Below are 13,349 nucleotides of genomic sequence, written 5' to 3' on the forward strand. Positions count from 1 at the left end.
TGAGGTCAGAGCTGATGACGCAGGTGGAAGGACTTGGGCCGGGTCAGGTGTTCGTAGCCGAGGCTGGACAGCGTGGCGCCGCGGCCGCTGTGCTTGACCCCGGTCCAGGCCAGAGCCGGGTCGAGGTAGTCGCAGCGGTTCATGAACACCGTGCCGGTGTCGAGCTGCTGGCCGATGCGTTCGGCGGCCTCCAGGTCGCTGCTCCAGATCGCCGCGCTGAGGCCGTAGGGGCTGTCGTTCATCAGGGCGATGGCCTCGGCGTCGCCGGCCACCGGCATGATGCCGACCACCGGGCCGAAGCTTTCCTGGCGCATCACGGCCATGTCGTGATTGACCTGCACCAGCACCTGCGGCGCCAGGTAGGCGCTGCCGGGCGCGTCGGCGGCGAAGCTCTTGGCCTCGATCAGCGCCTTGGCGCCCTTGGCCCTGGCCTCGGCGATCTGCCCGCGGACGAACTCGGCGGCCTCGCTGCGCACCAGCGGGCCGAGGGTGGTGGCCTCCTGTAGCGGGTTGCCCAATACATATTGCTTGGTCAGCTCGACGAAACCCTCGACGAAGGCCGGGTACAGCGCCTGGTCCACATAGATGCGCTCGATGCCGCAGCAGCTCTGCCCGGAGTTGAAGAAGCTGCCGTCGACCAGATTCTCCACCGCGTGGGCCAGGTTGGCGTCGCCGCGCACATAGGCCGGGTCCTTGCCGCCCAGTTCCAGGCCGACGCCGATGAAGTGGCCGGCGGCGGCGCTTTCCATCAGCCGGCCGCCTTCCACCGAACCGGTGAAGTTGACCTGCTGCACATGCCCGGAGGCGATCAGGGTGGCGGTCTGGCCGTGGTCCAGTACCAGGTTGCGGAACAGCCCGTGGGGCAGGCCGGCGCGCTCGAAGGCCAGGGCGAAGCGCTCGCCGACCAGCAGGGTCTGGCTGGCATGTTTGAGCAGCACGGCGTTGCCGGCCATCAGCGCCGGGATGATGGCGTTCACCGCAGTCAGGTAGGGGTAGTTCCACGGTGCGATGACCAGCACCGTGCCCAGCGGTTCGCGGCGGACATAGCGGCGGAACCCCTCCTTCGGCGGCGGCACCACATCGGCCAGGGCGCGGGCGGCGATGCCGACCATGTAGCGCGCGCGCTCCTCGAAGCCGCGCAGCTCGCCGGCGCCATAGCGCACCGGGCGGCCCATCTGCCAGGCCAGCTCGGGGACTATCTCATCGCTCATCGCCAGCATGGCGTCCACCGCTTTCAGGCAGTAGCCGGCGCGCTGCTCGATGCTCAGCTCGCGCCAGGCGCGCTGGGCTTGCCGGGCCTCGGCCAGGGCCTGCTCCAGCTGGCTGGAACTGGCATGGGGGCGTTCGGCATACAGGCTGCCGTCGACCGGGGAAATCAGGCGAATGCTGTTCATCGGATCTCCTTTTCATGAGTGGGGTGGAACAGGCCGGGGCTTTCCACCCAGGCTGCCGTCAGTAGCGTTCGAAACCGCGGCGCAGCTCCCAGTCGGTCACCCGGCGGTCGTACTCCGACTGCTCCCAGCGCGCGGTGTGCAGGTAGTGCTCGATCACCTCGTCGCCCAGGGCCGCGCGCAACATGGTCGAACGGGCCAGGGCATCGGTGGCGCCGCGCAGGGTCTTGGCCACCTCGGGCAGTTCCTCGTGTTCATAGGCGTCGCCGGAGAAGGGCGCCGGCAGTTCCAGCTGCTCGTCGATGCCGGCCAGGCCGGCGGCGATCAGCGCGGCGAAGGCCAGGTAGGGGTTGAGGTCGGCGCCGCCGATGCGGCATTCGATGCGGATGCCCTTGCCGCCTTCGCCGCACAGGCGAAAGCCGGCGGTGCGGTTGTCGTTGCTCCACACCGCGCGGGTGGGGGCGAAGGTGCCGGCCTGGAAGCGCTTGTAGGAGTTGATGTAGGGAGCGAGGAAGTAGGTGATGTCGCTGGCGTACTTGAGCTGGCCGGCGACCCACTGGCGCATCAGCTTGGACATGCCGAACTCGGCCTTGGCATCGAAGAACAGCGGCTGGTTGCCCTTCAGGCTCCACAGCGAGTTGTGCACATGGCTGCTGGAGCCGGCCAGGTTGTAGTTCCACTTGGCCATGAAGGTGATGGCCTTGCCCTGCAGCATGGCGATCTCCTTGCAGGCGTGTTTGATCAGGCTGTGGTTGTCGGCCATGGTCAGCGCATCGGCGTAGCGCACGTTGATCTCTTCCTGGCCCGGGCCCCATTCGCCCTTGGAGTTCTCCACGGCGATGCCGGCGGCCTGCAGGTGCTTGCGGATGGCGCGCAGCACCGGCTCGTCGCGGATGGTCTGCAGGATGCCGTAGTCCTCGATGTGGTAGTTGGCCGTGCGCGGCTCGCGGTAGTGCTGGGCGTGGATGCTCTCGTAGCTCTGGTCGAACAGGTAGAACTCCAGCTCCGAGGCGAACATGCCCCGGTAGCCGCGCTCGGTCAGGCGGGCGATCTGCCGCTTGAGGATGGCCCGCGGGCTGTGCGGCAGGTCGTGATGGTGGTTGTCCTGGACGTCGCACAGGACCAGGGCGGTGCCTTCCAGCCAGGGCACCAGGCGCAGGGTGGACAGGTCGGGCTTGAACACGAAGTCGCCGTAGCCGCGTTTCCAGCTGGCCGCCGCATAGCCGGGCACCGGCTCCATGTCGATGTCGTCGGCCAGCAGGTAGTCGCAGCCGTGGGTCTCTTCATGGGCGCTGTCGAGGAAGAACTCGATCTGGAAGCGTTTGCCGATCAGGCGGCCCTGCATGTCGACCATGCAGGCCAGGACGGTATCGACGGTGCCGGCTTCGGCGTGCTGGCGCAGCTGGGCCAGGGTGAGTGGGGCAGTCATCGCAGTTCTCCGCAGGCGCGGCCGCTACCGCGGCCTGTTGTTTTTGTGCTGTGCGTGAGCGAATCCCGCGGGGCGGGATGCTTCTGACTCTAGTCGATTTTCCGCGCCTGCCCGGGCGGTCAGGTTGGCAAGTGACGAAGCTGGTCTAGGCTGTGCCAGATAAGGACAACTTGGCAGACAGGCTCATGCACAAGGCAATCCGCGGGTATGTGCGCGTGGTAGAGCGGATCAACCGCTGGGTCGGTCGCTGCGCCATGTATCTGATCTTCGCCATCCTCGGGGTGCTGTTCTACTCCTCGCTGAGCAAGGTGGCGTTCGAGCCGGCGATCTGGACCCTGGAAGTCGCGCAGTTCCTCATGGTCGCCTACTTCCTGCTGGGCGGCGCCTACTCCATGCAGCTCGACGGCCATGTGCGCATGGACCTGCTGTACAGCCGCTGGACGCTGCGTACCCGCGCCTGGGTCGATGTGCTGACCGTGGGCTTTCTGCTGTTCTATCTGGTGTTGCTGCTGTACGGCGGCATCTCCTCGACCTGGTACGCCTTCGAGTACGACGAAACCAGTTACTCGGCCTGGTCGCCGCGCATGGCGCCGATCAAGGTGGTGATGTGCATCGGCGTGGCGCTGATGCTGCTGCAGGCGATTGCCACGCTGTTCCGCGACCTGGCCCACATCCGCGGGGAACCTATCGAATGAGCGAGTCGCCCATCGCCCTGCTGATGTTCTCCTCGATGATGCTGTTGCTGCTCACCGGCAAGCGGGTGTTCGGCGCCATCGGCTTCGTCGCGGCGGCCGCGGCCCTGCTGCTGTGGGGCGACGGCGGGGTGGAGCTGCCGTTCAGCGCGGCGATGAAGCTGATGAAGTGGTACCCGCTGCTGACCCTGCCGCTGTTCGTGTTCATGGGCTACATGCTGTCCGAGTCGGGCATCGCCGAAGACCTGTATCGCATGTTCCATGTGTGGATGGGGCCGCTGCATGGTGGGCTGGCCATCGGCACCATCCTGCTGATGGTGGTGATTTCGGCGATGAACGGCCTGAGCGTGGCCGGCATGGCCATCGGCGCCAGCATCGCCCTGCCCGAACTGCTCCGGCGCGGCTACGACAAGATCATGGTCACCGGGGTGATCCAGGCCGGCAGTGCGCTGGGCATCCTGATCCCGCCCAGCGTGGTGCTGGTGCTGTACGGCATGATCGCGCGCCAGCCGGTCGGCCAGCTGTGGCTGGCCGGGGTGTTTCCCGGCCTGCTGATGGCCGGCCTGTTCATCCTCTATGTCGTCATCCGCTGCAAGTTGAAACCCGACATGGGCCCGGCGCTGCCGGCCGAGGAGCGCGCGCAGATCAGCCTGGGCGAGAAGGTGCGCCTGCTGCGCGCCGGGCTGATTCCGCTGGTCATCTTCTTCGCCATGACCGGCCTGTTCGTCCTCGGCTACACCAGCCTGGTGGAGAGCTCGGCGGTGGGCGCGGTGGCGGCGTTGCTGGCGGCGCTGGTCAAGGGCCGGCTGAACCGCCGGGTGATGGAAGATACCCTGCGCAAGACCCTGGTCATCACCTGCATGTTCATGTGGATCATCCTCGCCGCCCTGTGCTTCGGCGCGGTGTTCGATGGCCTCGGCGCGGTCAAGGCGATCGAGAACCTGTTCGTCGGCAGCCTGGGCCTGGGGCCTTGGGAAATCCTCCTGCTCATGCAGCTGTCGTTCATCCTGATGGGCATGTTCCTCGACGACACCGCCATGCTGGTGATCGTCGCGCCGCTGTACATCCCCCTGGTCGGCAGCCTGGGCTTCGACCTGGTGTGGTACGGCGTGCTCTACACCATCACCTGCCAGATGGCCTACATGACCCCGCCATTCGGCTACAACCTGTTTCTCATGCGGGCCATGGCACCGCCGGAAATCAGCCTGCGTGACATCTATGCGTCGGTAACCCCCTTCGTGTTGGTCATGCTGCTGACCCTGGTGCTGGTCATGGTCTTCCCGCAGATCGCCCTGTGGTTGCCGCAGTTGCACTACGGGCGTTGAACGCTTTCTAGCTTTCGGGGCGGCGCCTCCGGTTGTCTCTTGTGCGCGCGCTGACCTGGAAAACGGGACGGGCCCTGCCGGCCGGCCCGCAACGATGCGCAGGCCTGGCATCTGAGTCGACAGCCTTGGAGATGACAGCATGACTACGAGACGCAACTTCCTGAAAACCGCCGCGGTCACCGGGGGCGCGGTCGGTACCGCGGCCCTGGGCGCGGCGCATATCTATGCCGCCGAACCGAAGAAGATCACCTGGCGCCTGCAGACCTACGCCGGTGCGGCGCTGGCCGAGCATGTGATCAAGCCCTCGATCGAGGCCTTCAACAAGGTCGCCGAGGGGCAGATGGAGATCCAGCTGTACTTCGCCGACCAGCTGGTGCCCACCGGCGAGCTGTTCCGCGCCATGCAGAAGGGCACCATCGATGCGGTGCAGAGCGACGACGACTCGATCGCCGCGCCGGTGGACATCGCCGTGTTCGGCGGCTATTTCCCCTTCGCCAGCCGCTACAGCCTGGATGTGCCGGTGCTGTTCGAGCAGTACGGCCTGCGCAAGATCTGGGAGGAGGCCTACGGCGAGGTCAAGGGCGTGACCTGGCTCGGCGCCGGTTCCTGGGACCCGTGCAACTTCGCCACCGTGGAGCCGGTCAAGTCGCTGGCCGACCTCAAGGGCAAGCGCATCTTCACCTTCCCCACCGCCGGCAAGTTCCTCACCCGCTTCGGGGTGATCCCGGTGACCCTGCCCTGGGAGGACGTCGAGGTGGCGATCCAGACCGGCGAGCTGGACGGCATCGCCTGGTCCGGCATCACCGAGGACTACACGGTGGGCTGGGCCAACGTCACCAAGTACTTCCTCACCAACAACATCTCCGGCGCCTGGATCGGCTCCTACTTCGCCAACTCCGAACGCTGGGCCGAGGTGCCCGAACAGCTCAAGACCCTGTTCAAGCTGTGCATGGACAGCTCGCACTACTACCGCCAGCACTGGTACTGGGGCGGCGAGGCCAAGCTGCGGGTGGAAGGCGACAAGCTCAAGCTGACCACCATTCCCGCCGCGGAGTGGAAGACGGTGGAGGACGAGGCCCGCAAGTTCTGGGAAGAGATCGCCAAGACCAGCCCGCGCTGCGCCAAGGTGGTGGAGATCTTCAAGCAGTACAACGCGCTGATGGAGAAGGCCGGGCCGCCCTATCGCTATTGAGTGGCGCGACGTCGCAGGCAGCCCGGTGCTGCCGGCGGCGTTTTACTGTGAGGCTCTCAGCGGGTCGCCTTGAGGATGACAAACTTGGGCGTGGCCGCCACCTGCTCCACGCCGCGGAACAGGCGCTTGAGTTTGGTGTGGTAGCCGAGATGACGGTTACCGACTATCCACAGTTCGCCGCCGGTCACCAGCGCCGCGCGGGCCTGCTGGAACATGCGCCAGGCGAGGAAGTCGCCGACCACCTGCTGCTGGTGGAAGGGCGGGTTGCACAGCACCAGATCCAGCGATTGCTCCGGCTGCTCGGCCAGGCCGTCGTCGGCGCGGAGGGTCACCGCGCGCTCGCCCAATGCTGCGCGCCAGTTGTCGGCCGCCGACTGCACGGCCATATAGGATTCGTCGACCAGGGTCAGCTGCGCCTCGGGGTTGCCCAGGGCGTAGACGATGCCGAGCACGCCGTTGCCGCAGCCGAGGTCGGCCACGCGCAGCGGCAGCAGGCTCTTGGGCAGGTGCGGGAGGAAGGCGCGGGTACCGATGTCCAGGCCTTCGCGGCAGAACAGGTTGGCCTGGTTGCTCAGCTCCAGCGCCGGTTTGTCCAGGCGGTAGCGGGTCGGGTAGGGCGAGGTCGGTGCCGGCTTGGCCTGCGGCGTGGCGCTCAGCAGGCGCGCCTTCTTCACCGCCAGCGAGGCCTGCACCGGGCCGATGTACTGCTCCAGCAGATCGCCGGCGCTGCGCGGCAGGTGCTTGAGCATGGCTCCGGCGATCACCCGAGCGCCGGGGGCGAGCCGGCCGTGCAGGCGGATCAGCTGCTCTTCCAGCAGGGCCAGGGTCTTCGGCACGCGGATCAGCACCAGATCGAACGGCCCTGCAGCCGTCTCGCTGGCCGGCACGAAGGTTACGGCGTCGGCGGCCAGGCCGTTGCGCGCCAGGTTCTTCTGCAGGGCCAGATGGCCCAGGTGCGAGTCGCCGCTGCTGGTCACCCGGCAGTGCGGCGCCAGGCTGGCGGCCAGGGCACCGAAGCCGTCGTTGAGCAGCAGCACGCGGGTATCGGCACTCAGGCCCTGCTCATGCAGGTGGTTGAGCAGGTACTCGTCGGCCGCATCGAAGGCCTGCAGCGGCTCGTTGGGCATCTCGGGCTGGCGGATCAGGTCGAGTTGGGCGAAGGGCGTGGCGAGAATGGGCATCGATAGTAGGTCGGCAAGGCACTGTGGCAACCGGCGCATTGTCCGGGATGGGGCGGCAAATGTCTTGAGGCGCGATGGGCGGGCAGGCGAACGGCGCTGGCTCTGGTTGTTTGTGGGAGCGAATTCATTCGCGATCGGGGGCTGCTCGGCGTTGCCTGGCTATCGCGGCTAAAGCCGCTCCTACGAAGAGCGTGCGGCTGTGGCATGCGGGGAGGGGGCGGCAGTGGCTTGAGTGCGATGGCTGCAGGCGAACGACTCTGGCTCTGGCTGTTTGTGGGAGCGAATTCATTCGCGATCGGGGGCTGCTCGGCGTTGCCTGGTTATCGCGGCTAAAGCCGCTCCCACGAGGTGCGCGGCGCGCTTAAACCCTGCGATCTGGCGGTGTTTGTTCGCCACGCTTTGCGCGAGACTGGTAGTCCGTCCCGCTTGAGGAGTGCGTCATGACTGCCAGCGAAGACAAGTTCACCTGTCAGACGCTGACCGAGGTCAAGGTCTGGTCGCCGACCCTGTTCAGTCTGCGCTGCACCCGTGATCGCGGCTTGCGCTTTCGCGCCGGCCAGTTCGCCCGTCTCGGCGTGCGCAAGGCCAGTGGCTGCATCGTCTGGCGCGCCTATTCGATGGTTTCGGCGCCCCATGACGACTTCCTCGAGTTCTTCTCCATCGTCGTGCCGGGCGGTGAGTTCACCAGCGAGCTGAGCCGGCTCAAGGCTGGCGACACGCTGCTGGTGGACAGGCAGCCCTTCGGCTTCCTCACCCTCGATCGTTTTGCCGACGGCCGCGACCTCTGGCTGCTGGGCACCGGCACCGGGCTGGCGCCGTTTCTCTCGATCCTGCAGGACTTCGAGGCCTGGCAGCGTTTCGAGCGCATCGTCCTGGTCTACAGTGCGCGCACGGCCAGCGAGCTGGCCTACCAGCAACTGATCGAGGAGCTGCCGCGGCGCGACTACCTGGCCGAATACGGCCACAAGCTGACCTACCTGCCGACCGTCACCCGCGAACAGTTGCCGGGCGCCCTGCACGGGCGGATCACCAGCCTATTGGCCAGTGGCGAGCTGGAGCGCGCCGCCGGCCTGGCCCTGGACCCGGCGCACTCGCGCATCATGCTCTGCGGCAACCCGCAGATGATCGAGGACACCCGCCAACTGCTGAAGGCCCGCGACCTGCAGCTGAGCCTGATCCGCCGACCCGGGCAGGTGGCGGTGGAGAACTATTGGTAGGGTGCGCCGTGCGCACCATGGGGCGACTCAGGGCTGGCGGTGCGCACGGCGCACCCTACGTGAGAGCTCCCATGCGTGATGTCGTGTTGAGGCGAAACGAAAACGGCGCCAAAGGGCGCCGTTTGCGGCTTGCGGGCAGGGCCTACTTGTTCTGCTGCGCCTTGAGCAGGTCGCGGATCTCGCCCAGCAGTTCCTGCTCCTTGGTCGGTGCCGGCGGGGCCTCGGGGGCGGCTGCTTCCTCGCGCTTGAGCTTGTTGATCGCCTTGACGCCCATGAAGATGGCGAAGGCGACGATCATGAAGTCGAGGATGGTCTGGAGGAACTTGCCGTAGCTCAGCATCACGGCCGGCAGCTCGCCTTCGGCGGCCTTGAGGGTGATGGCCAGGTCGGTGAAGTCGACCCCGCCGATCAGCAGGCCGATCGGCGGCATGATCACGTCGCCGACGAAGGAGCTGACGATCTTGCCGAAGGCCGCGCCGATGATGATGCCCACGGCCATGTCGACCACGTTGCCCTTCATGGCAAAGGCTTTGAATTCGCTGACGATGCTCATGTTTCACTCCCTGAGGTTGCTGGTATGCGTCGAGTGTACTGCACTCCCCGGACGCTGCCAGCCGCGCTAGTGCGGATAGTTCACCGCCGGCAGGGTCTCGAAGCCGGGCTTGGCCAGCAGGTAGCCCTGGAACAGCTCGACGCCCATGTCCTGCAGGGTCTGCAGTTCGGCCTGGGTCTCGATGCCTTCGGCAATCACCCGCACCTTGAGCTTGCGGCACATGTCCAGGGTCGACTCGACGAGGATCTGGCGCACGCTGTCGCGGTCGATGTTGCGGATCAGCTCCATGTCCAGCTTGATCAGGTCGGGCTGGAAGTCGGCGAGCAGGTTGAGCCCGGCATAACCGGCGCCAAAGTCGTCGATGGCGGTCATGAAGCCCTGCTTGCGATAGGCCTGGAGAATGCCGCCGAGGTGGTCGATATCCAGCACCTGTTCCTGCTCGGTGACCTCGAAGATGATCCTGTCGAGGGGGAAGTTGAAGCGCTGCGCGGCTTCCAGGGTGGCGCGGATACAGGTTTCCGCCTGGTACACGGCATTGGGCATGAAGTTGATCGAGACCATGGCCGGCACCTGCAGGCGCGCGGCCAGCTCTACCGCCTTGATCCGGCAGTTCTGGTCGAAGGCGTAGAGGTTTTCCGCCGTGACCCTGCCCAGCAGGCTGCCGGCTGACTCGCCGTTGACCCCGCGCACCAGGGCTTCATGGGCGAAGACCTGGCGCCGCGCGACGTCGACGATGGGCTGGAAGGCCATGCTGATCGGGAAGTCCAGTCCCTTGCCATCACGGCAAGCGGAACAGCCTGGAAAGTTCGTCATGGGTGGTTCTCATAATGGAGGCCAGCCAAGATAAGCAAAAAACCTCTCGGCTGTCTCGCTCGGCGCGGGCTCGGCAATGGAGCCGCGGAGGGGGGGGCGTTCGGCCTAGTCCGCGGCGCCGTTGGCCTTGCGCAGGCGCTCGGCGATCTGATCCTTGAGGGTGACCCGTTGGTTCTTCAGGGCTTGCAGGGCCAGGTCATCCGCCGCCTGGCGGCCGTCCTCCACTTCATAGATGCGCTTGTCCAGCGCCTCGTAGTTCTGCGCCATTTGCGCGAACTGGGCGTCGCTGGCATGCAGGGCCTGCAGTTGCTGGCGGTATTCGGGGAACTCGCGGGACAGGGGATGGTGTTCGAGGGGCATGGCGGTCACTCCCAGTTGAGGGTTCGTCTCTTCAGACTAGCTCAGTGGCCGCGGCGCAGGTGGCCGCCCGGCGGGACGCCCGATGCACCGTTGACCGGGGTCAATGGCCGCCGGGCGCCGGCCCGTTAGGGTAGAAATACCCAACCGAGGAGCGTTGTTCATGCATGTCGACCACCACCCGCTGATCAAGGATTTTCCCGAACTGCGCGCCGAGCTGCAGCGCCTGCGCCAGGACGACGAGCATTTCTCGCGCCAGAGCGATGAGTATGAGGCGCTGGACAAGCGCATCTGTCGCATCGAAGACGGCATCGAGCTGCTCGACGACGCGGCCCTGAACCAGCTCAAGCAGGGCCGGGTCGCGCTCAAGGACGACCTGGCGCGCCAGCTGAAGATTGCCGCCGGGCAGTGCTGCGGCTGCGGCAACGGCTGCAGTGCCTGATCGCCGCCTAGAGGCGTGCGGCCCCGGCTTGCGCGGCTGACGCCGGGGCGCTGGCCGCTGCCGGCTCGGCCCGGCGCAGCCAGCCCAGCACCCGCTCGTCGCCGATGCGCAGGCCGCCATTCTCCAGGCGATAGGGCAAGGCCTCGCGCGACGACAGCAGCGGCCCGGCATTCTGCTGCACCACCGCGACCATGTGCGCATTGACCTCGCTGACGATGGCCACATGGCCGTAGGGGTTGAGCAGCGACGGCCCGAAGACCAGGATGTCCTCGGCGCGCGGCGGAGTCGGCGAACCGTTGGCGAACTGCAACAGGTTGCGGGCGCCGTTCAGCTGGCCGTCGGCCAGGCTGCGGTCGAAGAACTCCCTGGCGTGGCCGCGGGCCTCCGGCATGCGGTGGCCGAAGCGCTCGAAGTAGTAGCGTTTGACGAACTCCACGCACTGGTAGCGGATGCCCAGGTTGTAGCCATCCACGCTGAGGTTGCGGCCGAAGGTCTGGTTCACCCCGCCGTTGTAGAACACGCTGACGCCGTTGAACTGGTCGATCACCTGGCCGGCCTCGAACTGCGGCTGCAGGTTGATGCGCGTGACCAGGTAGTGGCTGCCGAGCAGCAGGCACAGGCCGAGGCCGCTGCCGAGAAGGAGTTTGCGTAGGGGCTGCATGCTGTGAGTGGGCGACCGACGGCAGAGCCGGCTGACATTCCATGTCGCCCGTATCGATCCTGATTGACGGGAGCCGCAGGCTAGCGCCGCGCTCCCGGTCTGTCCAGCCGGTGGCCGCCGGTCGTCAGTGCGCCTGTCGTTCGAGCAGGTAGCTGTGCAGCTCGGGCTGCTCGGCATCCACCAGCCGCTCCACCACGCGCAGCGGCAACTCGGCCAGCAGGCGCTGCCAGAACTGCCGGGCCAGGGCGTCCTGCTGGTAGAAACTGACCAGCCAGCGGCCGCCGCCGGCGACCATCACCTGCACCACCAGGGCCCGGCCGATGCCCAGGCGGCGGTATTTCTTGAGGATGAACAGGTCGGCGAACTCCAGGGCATCCACGCCCGCCAGTTCGCTGCGCTCGATCAGCAGGAAACCGGCGATGAAGCCGTCCACCAGGATCAGGTTGGCACTCCAATCCGGCTCCTGCCAGTAACGCTGCAGGTGCGGCTGGTGGATATAGAAGCGGCCGTCGACCTCGACATCCTCCTGCTCCCAGTCCGACGACTCGTAGGCATAGAACTGGTAGAGGTTGGCGATCAGCGCTTGCTGCTCGGCGGTGGTGGGGAGCAATTCGATCTGCATGACGGACTCGTAGGGCAAGGGCGGCGCGGGGCGTTATTATCGCCGCTTTTCCACGGGCGGAGACTTTCATGGCCAAGGCCAAGCGCATGTATGGCTGCACCGAGTGCGGCGCCACCTTTCCCAAGTGGGCCGGGCAGTGCGGCGAGTGCGGGGCCTGGAATACCCTGGTCGAGACCGTGCTGGAAAGCGGCGCGGCCACCCCCAGCGGGCGCGGCGGCTGGGCCGGGCAGCAGGCGCAGATCAAGACCCTGGCCGAGGTCAGCGTCGAGGAAGTGCCGCGCTTCTCCACCGTTTCCGGCGAGCTGGACCGGGTGCTCGGCGGTGGCCTGGTGGACGGCTCGGTGGTGCTGATCGGCGGCGACCCCGGCATCGGCAAGTCGACCATCCTGCTGCAGACCCTGTGCAATATCGCCCAGCGCCTGCCGGCCCTGTACGTCACCGGCGAAGAATCCCAGCAGCAGGTGGCCATGCGCGCGCGCCGGCTGGAACTGCCGCAGGACAGGCTCAAGGTGATGACCGAGACCTGCATCGAGTCGATCATCGAGGTGGCGCGGCGCGAGCAGCCCAAGGTGATGGTGATCGACTCGATCCAGACCATCTTCACCGAGCAGCTGCAGTCCGCCCCCGGCGGCGTGGCCCAGGTGCGCGAGAGCGCGGCGCTCTTGGTGCGCTTCGCCAAGCAGAGCGGCACGGCGATCTTCCTGGTCGGCCACGTCACCAAGGAGGGCGCCCTGGCCGGCCCGCGCGTGCTGGAGCATATGGTCGATACCGTGCTGTATTTCGAGGGCGAGTCCGACGGCCGTCTGCGCCTGTTGCGCGCGGTGAAGAACCGCTTCGGTGCGATCAACGAGCTGGGCGTGTTCGGCATGACCGACAAGGGCCTCAAGGAAGTCACCAACCCCTCGGCGATCTTCCTCACCCGTGCCCAGGAAGCGGTGCCCGGCAGCGTGGTGATGGCCACCTGGGAAGGCACCCGGCCGATGCTGGTGGAGGTGCAGGCGCTGGTCGACACCAGCCATATGGCCAACCCGAAACGAGTCACCTTGGGCCTGGATCAGAATCGCCTGGCCATGCTGCTGGCCGTGCTGCACCGGCATGGCGGCATCCCCACCTACGACCAGGACGTGTTCCTCAACGTGGTCGGTGGGGTGAAAGTGCTGGAAACGGCCTCCGACCTGGCGCTGATGGCCGCGGTGATTTCCAGCCTGCGCAACAGGCCGCTGCCGCACGATTTGCTGGTGTTCGGCGAGATCGGCCTGTCCGGCGAGATCCGCCCGGTGCCGAGCGGCCAGGAGCGCCTGAAGGAAGCGGCCAAGCACGGCTTCAAGCGCGCCATAGTGCCCAGGGGCAACGCGCCCAAGGAGGCGCCGGCCGGTTTGCAGGTGATTGCGGTGACGCGCCTGGAGCAGGCGCTGGATGCGCTGTTCGAGTGATGCCCCTGCGGCGCTCTGTCGCTGGGAGCGGCCGAGCGCGC

General features: G+C 66.7%; 14 protein-coding genes. 6 read left to right on the top strand and 8 right to left on the bottom strand.

Annotated features, from left to right (window positions below):
- Window positions 1-5 precede the first annotated feature (5 nt).
- Both F3I16_RS09870 and F3I16_RS09875 read right to left on the bottom strand, forming a co-directional pair.
- Complete coding sequence (locus F3I16_RS09870) at window positions 6-1,394, bottom strand: aldehyde dehydrogenase family protein (RefSeq protein ID WP_160493503.1); 1,389 nt, start codon at window positions 1,392-1,394, stop codon at window positions 6-8.
- 58 nt (window positions 1,395-1,452) lie between these two features.
- Complete coding sequence (locus F3I16_RS09875; protein WP_160493504.1) at window positions 1,453-2,820, bottom strand: glutamine synthetase family protein; 1,368 nt, start codon at window positions 2,818-2,820, stop codon at window positions 1,453-1,455.
- A gap of 185 nt (window positions 2,821-3,005) precedes the next feature.
- On the opposite strand from F3I16_RS09875, the gene F3I16_RS09880 reads away from it, so the two are divergent.
- The 3 genes from F3I16_RS09880 (at window position 3,006) to dctP (ending at window position 6,029) form a co-directional block, all read left to right on the top strand.
- Complete coding sequence (locus F3I16_RS09880; RefSeq protein ID WP_160493505.1) at window positions 3,006-3,515, top strand: TRAP transporter small permease subunit; 510 nt, start codon at window positions 3,006-3,008, stop codon at window positions 3,513-3,515.
- Window positions 3,512-4,837, top strand: a complete 1,326-nt coding sequence (locus F3I16_RS09885; RefSeq protein ID WP_160493506.1) for a TRAP transporter large permease subunit — start codon at window positions 3,512-3,514, stop codon at window positions 4,835-4,837. Before F3I16_RS09880 ends, F3I16_RS09885 begins: the two co-directional genes overlap by 4 nt.
- A 139-nt stretch (window positions 4,838-4,976) precedes the next feature.
- Window positions 4,977-6,029, top strand: coding sequence for a TRAP transporter substrate-binding protein DctP (gene dctP / locus F3I16_RS09890; protein ID WP_160488912.1), 1,053 nt, complete (start codon window positions 4,977-4,979; stop codon window positions 6,027-6,029).
- Window positions 6,030-6,085: 56 nt separating this feature from the next.
- Here dctP and F3I16_RS09895 read toward each other — a convergent pair whose 3' ends face one another.
- Window positions 6,086-7,210 carry a class I SAM-dependent methyltransferase gene (locus tag F3I16_RS09895; RefSeq protein ID WP_160493507.1) on the bottom strand — a complete coding sequence of 375 codons (1,125 nt, stop codon included), beginning with the start codon at window positions 7,208-7,210 and terminating at the stop codon, window positions 6,086-6,088.
- A gap of 440 nt (window positions 7,211-7,650) precedes the next feature.
- On the opposite strand from F3I16_RS09895, the gene F3I16_RS09900 reads away from it, so the two are divergent.
- A complete protein-coding gene (locus F3I16_RS09900) occupies window positions 7,651-8,427 on the top strand; it encodes a ferredoxin--NADP reductase (RefSeq protein WP_160493508.1) in 777 nt (258 codons plus the stop codon).
- Window positions 8,428-8,569: 142 nt separating this feature from the next.
- Here F3I16_RS09900 and mscL read toward each other — a convergent pair whose 3' ends face one another.
- The 3 genes from mscL to F3I16_RS09915 form a co-directional block, all read right to left on the bottom strand.
- Window positions 8,570-8,980 carry a large-conductance mechanosensitive channel protein MscL gene (gene mscL, locus F3I16_RS09905; protein WP_160493509.1) on the bottom strand — a complete coding sequence of 137 codons (411 nt, stop codon included), beginning with the start codon at window positions 8,978-8,980 and terminating at the stop codon, window positions 8,570-8,572.
- 66 nt (window positions 8,981-9,046) lie between these two features.
- The gene (locus F3I16_RS09910) at window positions 9,047-9,793 is read right to left on the bottom strand and encodes an EAL domain-containing protein (protein WP_218573203.1); all 747 of its coding nucleotides are present in this window, start codon (window positions 9,791-9,793) and stop codon (window positions 9,047-9,049) included.
- A 105-nt stretch (window positions 9,794-9,898) separates the two neighbouring features.
- Window positions 9,899-10,153 (bottom strand): YdcH family protein, encoded by a 255-nt coding sequence (locus F3I16_RS09915; protein WP_160493510.1) that lies wholly within the window; start codon window positions 10,151-10,153, stop codon window positions 9,899-9,901.
- Between the two features lie 160 nt (window positions 10,154-10,313).
- Here F3I16_RS09915 and F3I16_RS09920 point away from each other — a divergent pair, with 160 nt between their 5' ends.
- Window positions 10,314-10,592: a YdcH family protein gene (locus tag F3I16_RS09920; protein ID WP_160493511.1), complete on the top strand. Its 279-nt coding sequence runs from the start codon at window positions 10,314-10,316 to the stop codon at window positions 10,590-10,592.
- 7 nt (window positions 10,593-10,599) lie between these two features.
- Here the strand turns inward: F3I16_RS09920 and F3I16_RS09925 are convergent, their stop codons facing one another.
- Both F3I16_RS09925 and F3I16_RS09930 read right to left on the bottom strand, forming a co-directional pair.
- Window positions 10,600-11,253 (bottom strand): CHAP domain-containing protein, encoded by a 654-nt coding sequence (locus F3I16_RS09925; RefSeq protein ID WP_160493512.1) that lies wholly within the window; start codon window positions 11,251-11,253, stop codon window positions 10,600-10,602.
- Between the two features lie 124 nt (window positions 11,254-11,377).
- Window positions 11,378-11,875 (bottom strand): GNAT family N-acetyltransferase, encoded by a 498-nt coding sequence (locus F3I16_RS09930; RefSeq protein ID WP_160493513.1) that lies wholly within the window; start codon window positions 11,873-11,875, stop codon window positions 11,378-11,380.
- 68 nt (window positions 11,876-11,943) lie between these two features.
- Here F3I16_RS09930 and radA point away from each other — a divergent pair, with 68 nt between their 5' ends.
- Window positions 11,944-13,308, top strand: coding sequence for a DNA repair protein RadA (gene radA / locus F3I16_RS09935; RefSeq protein ID WP_160493514.1), 1,365 nt, complete (start codon window positions 11,944-11,946; stop codon window positions 13,306-13,308).
- Window positions 13,309-13,349 lie beyond the last annotated feature (41 nt).

Source organism: Pseudomonas sp. L-22-4S-12, assembly GCF_009799935.1.
In the GTDB taxonomy this organism is placed as follows: domain Bacteria; phylum Pseudomonadota; class Gammaproteobacteria; order Pseudomonadales; family Pseudomonadaceae; genus Aquipseudomonas.

Coding starts and splice junctions, on each gene's coding strand:
- F3I16_RS09880 (WP_160493505.1), top strand. CDS start 3,006: ATGCACAAGGCAATCCGCGGGTATGTGCGCGTGGTAGAGCGGATCAAC.
- F3I16_RS09910 (WP_218573203.1), bottom strand. CDS start 9,793: ATGACGAACTTTCCAGGCTGTTCCGCTTGCCGTGATGGCAAGGGACTG.
- F3I16_RS09875 (WP_160493504.1), bottom strand. CDS start 2,820: ATGACTGCCCCACTCACCCTGGCCCAGCTGCGCCAGCACGCCGAAGCC.
- F3I16_RS09900 (WP_160493508.1), top strand. CDS start 7,651: ATGACTGCCAGCGAAGACAAGTTCACCTGTCAGACGCTGACCGAGGTC.
- radA (WP_160493514.1), top strand. CDS start 11,944: ATGGCCAAGGCCAAGCGCATGTATGGCTGCACCGAGTGCGGCGCCACC.
- F3I16_RS09920 (WP_160493511.1), top strand. CDS start 10,314: ATGCATGTCGACCACCACCCGCTGATCAAGGATTTTCCCGAACTGCGC.
- F3I16_RS09895 (WP_160493507.1), bottom strand. CDS start 7,210: ATGCCCATTCTCGCCACGCCCTTCGCCCAACTCGACCTGATCCGCCAG.
- F3I16_RS09930 (WP_160493513.1), bottom strand. CDS start 11,875: ATGCAGATCGAATTGCTCCCCACCACCGCCGAGCAGCAAGCGCTGATC.
- mscL (WP_160493509.1), bottom strand. CDS start 8,980: ATGAGCATCGTCAGCGAATTCAAAGCCTTTGCCATGAAGGGCAACGTG.
- F3I16_RS09915 (WP_160493510.1), bottom strand. CDS start 10,153: ATGCCCCTCGAACACCATCCCCTGTCCCGCGAGTTCCCCGAATACCGC.
- F3I16_RS09870 (WP_160493503.1), bottom strand. CDS start 1,394: ATGAACAGCATTCGCCTGATTTCCCCGGTCGACGGCAGCCTGTATGCC.
- F3I16_RS09885 (WP_160493506.1), top strand. CDS start 3,512: ATGAGCGAGTCGCCCATCGCCCTGCTGATGTTCTCCTCGATGATGCTG.
- dctP (WP_160488912.1), top strand. CDS start 4,977: ATGACTACGAGACGCAACTTCCTGAAAACCGCCGCGGTCACCGGGGGC.
- F3I16_RS09925 (WP_160493512.1), bottom strand. CDS start 11,253: ATGCAGCCCCTACGCAAACTCCTTCTCGGCAGCGGCCTCGGCCTGTGC.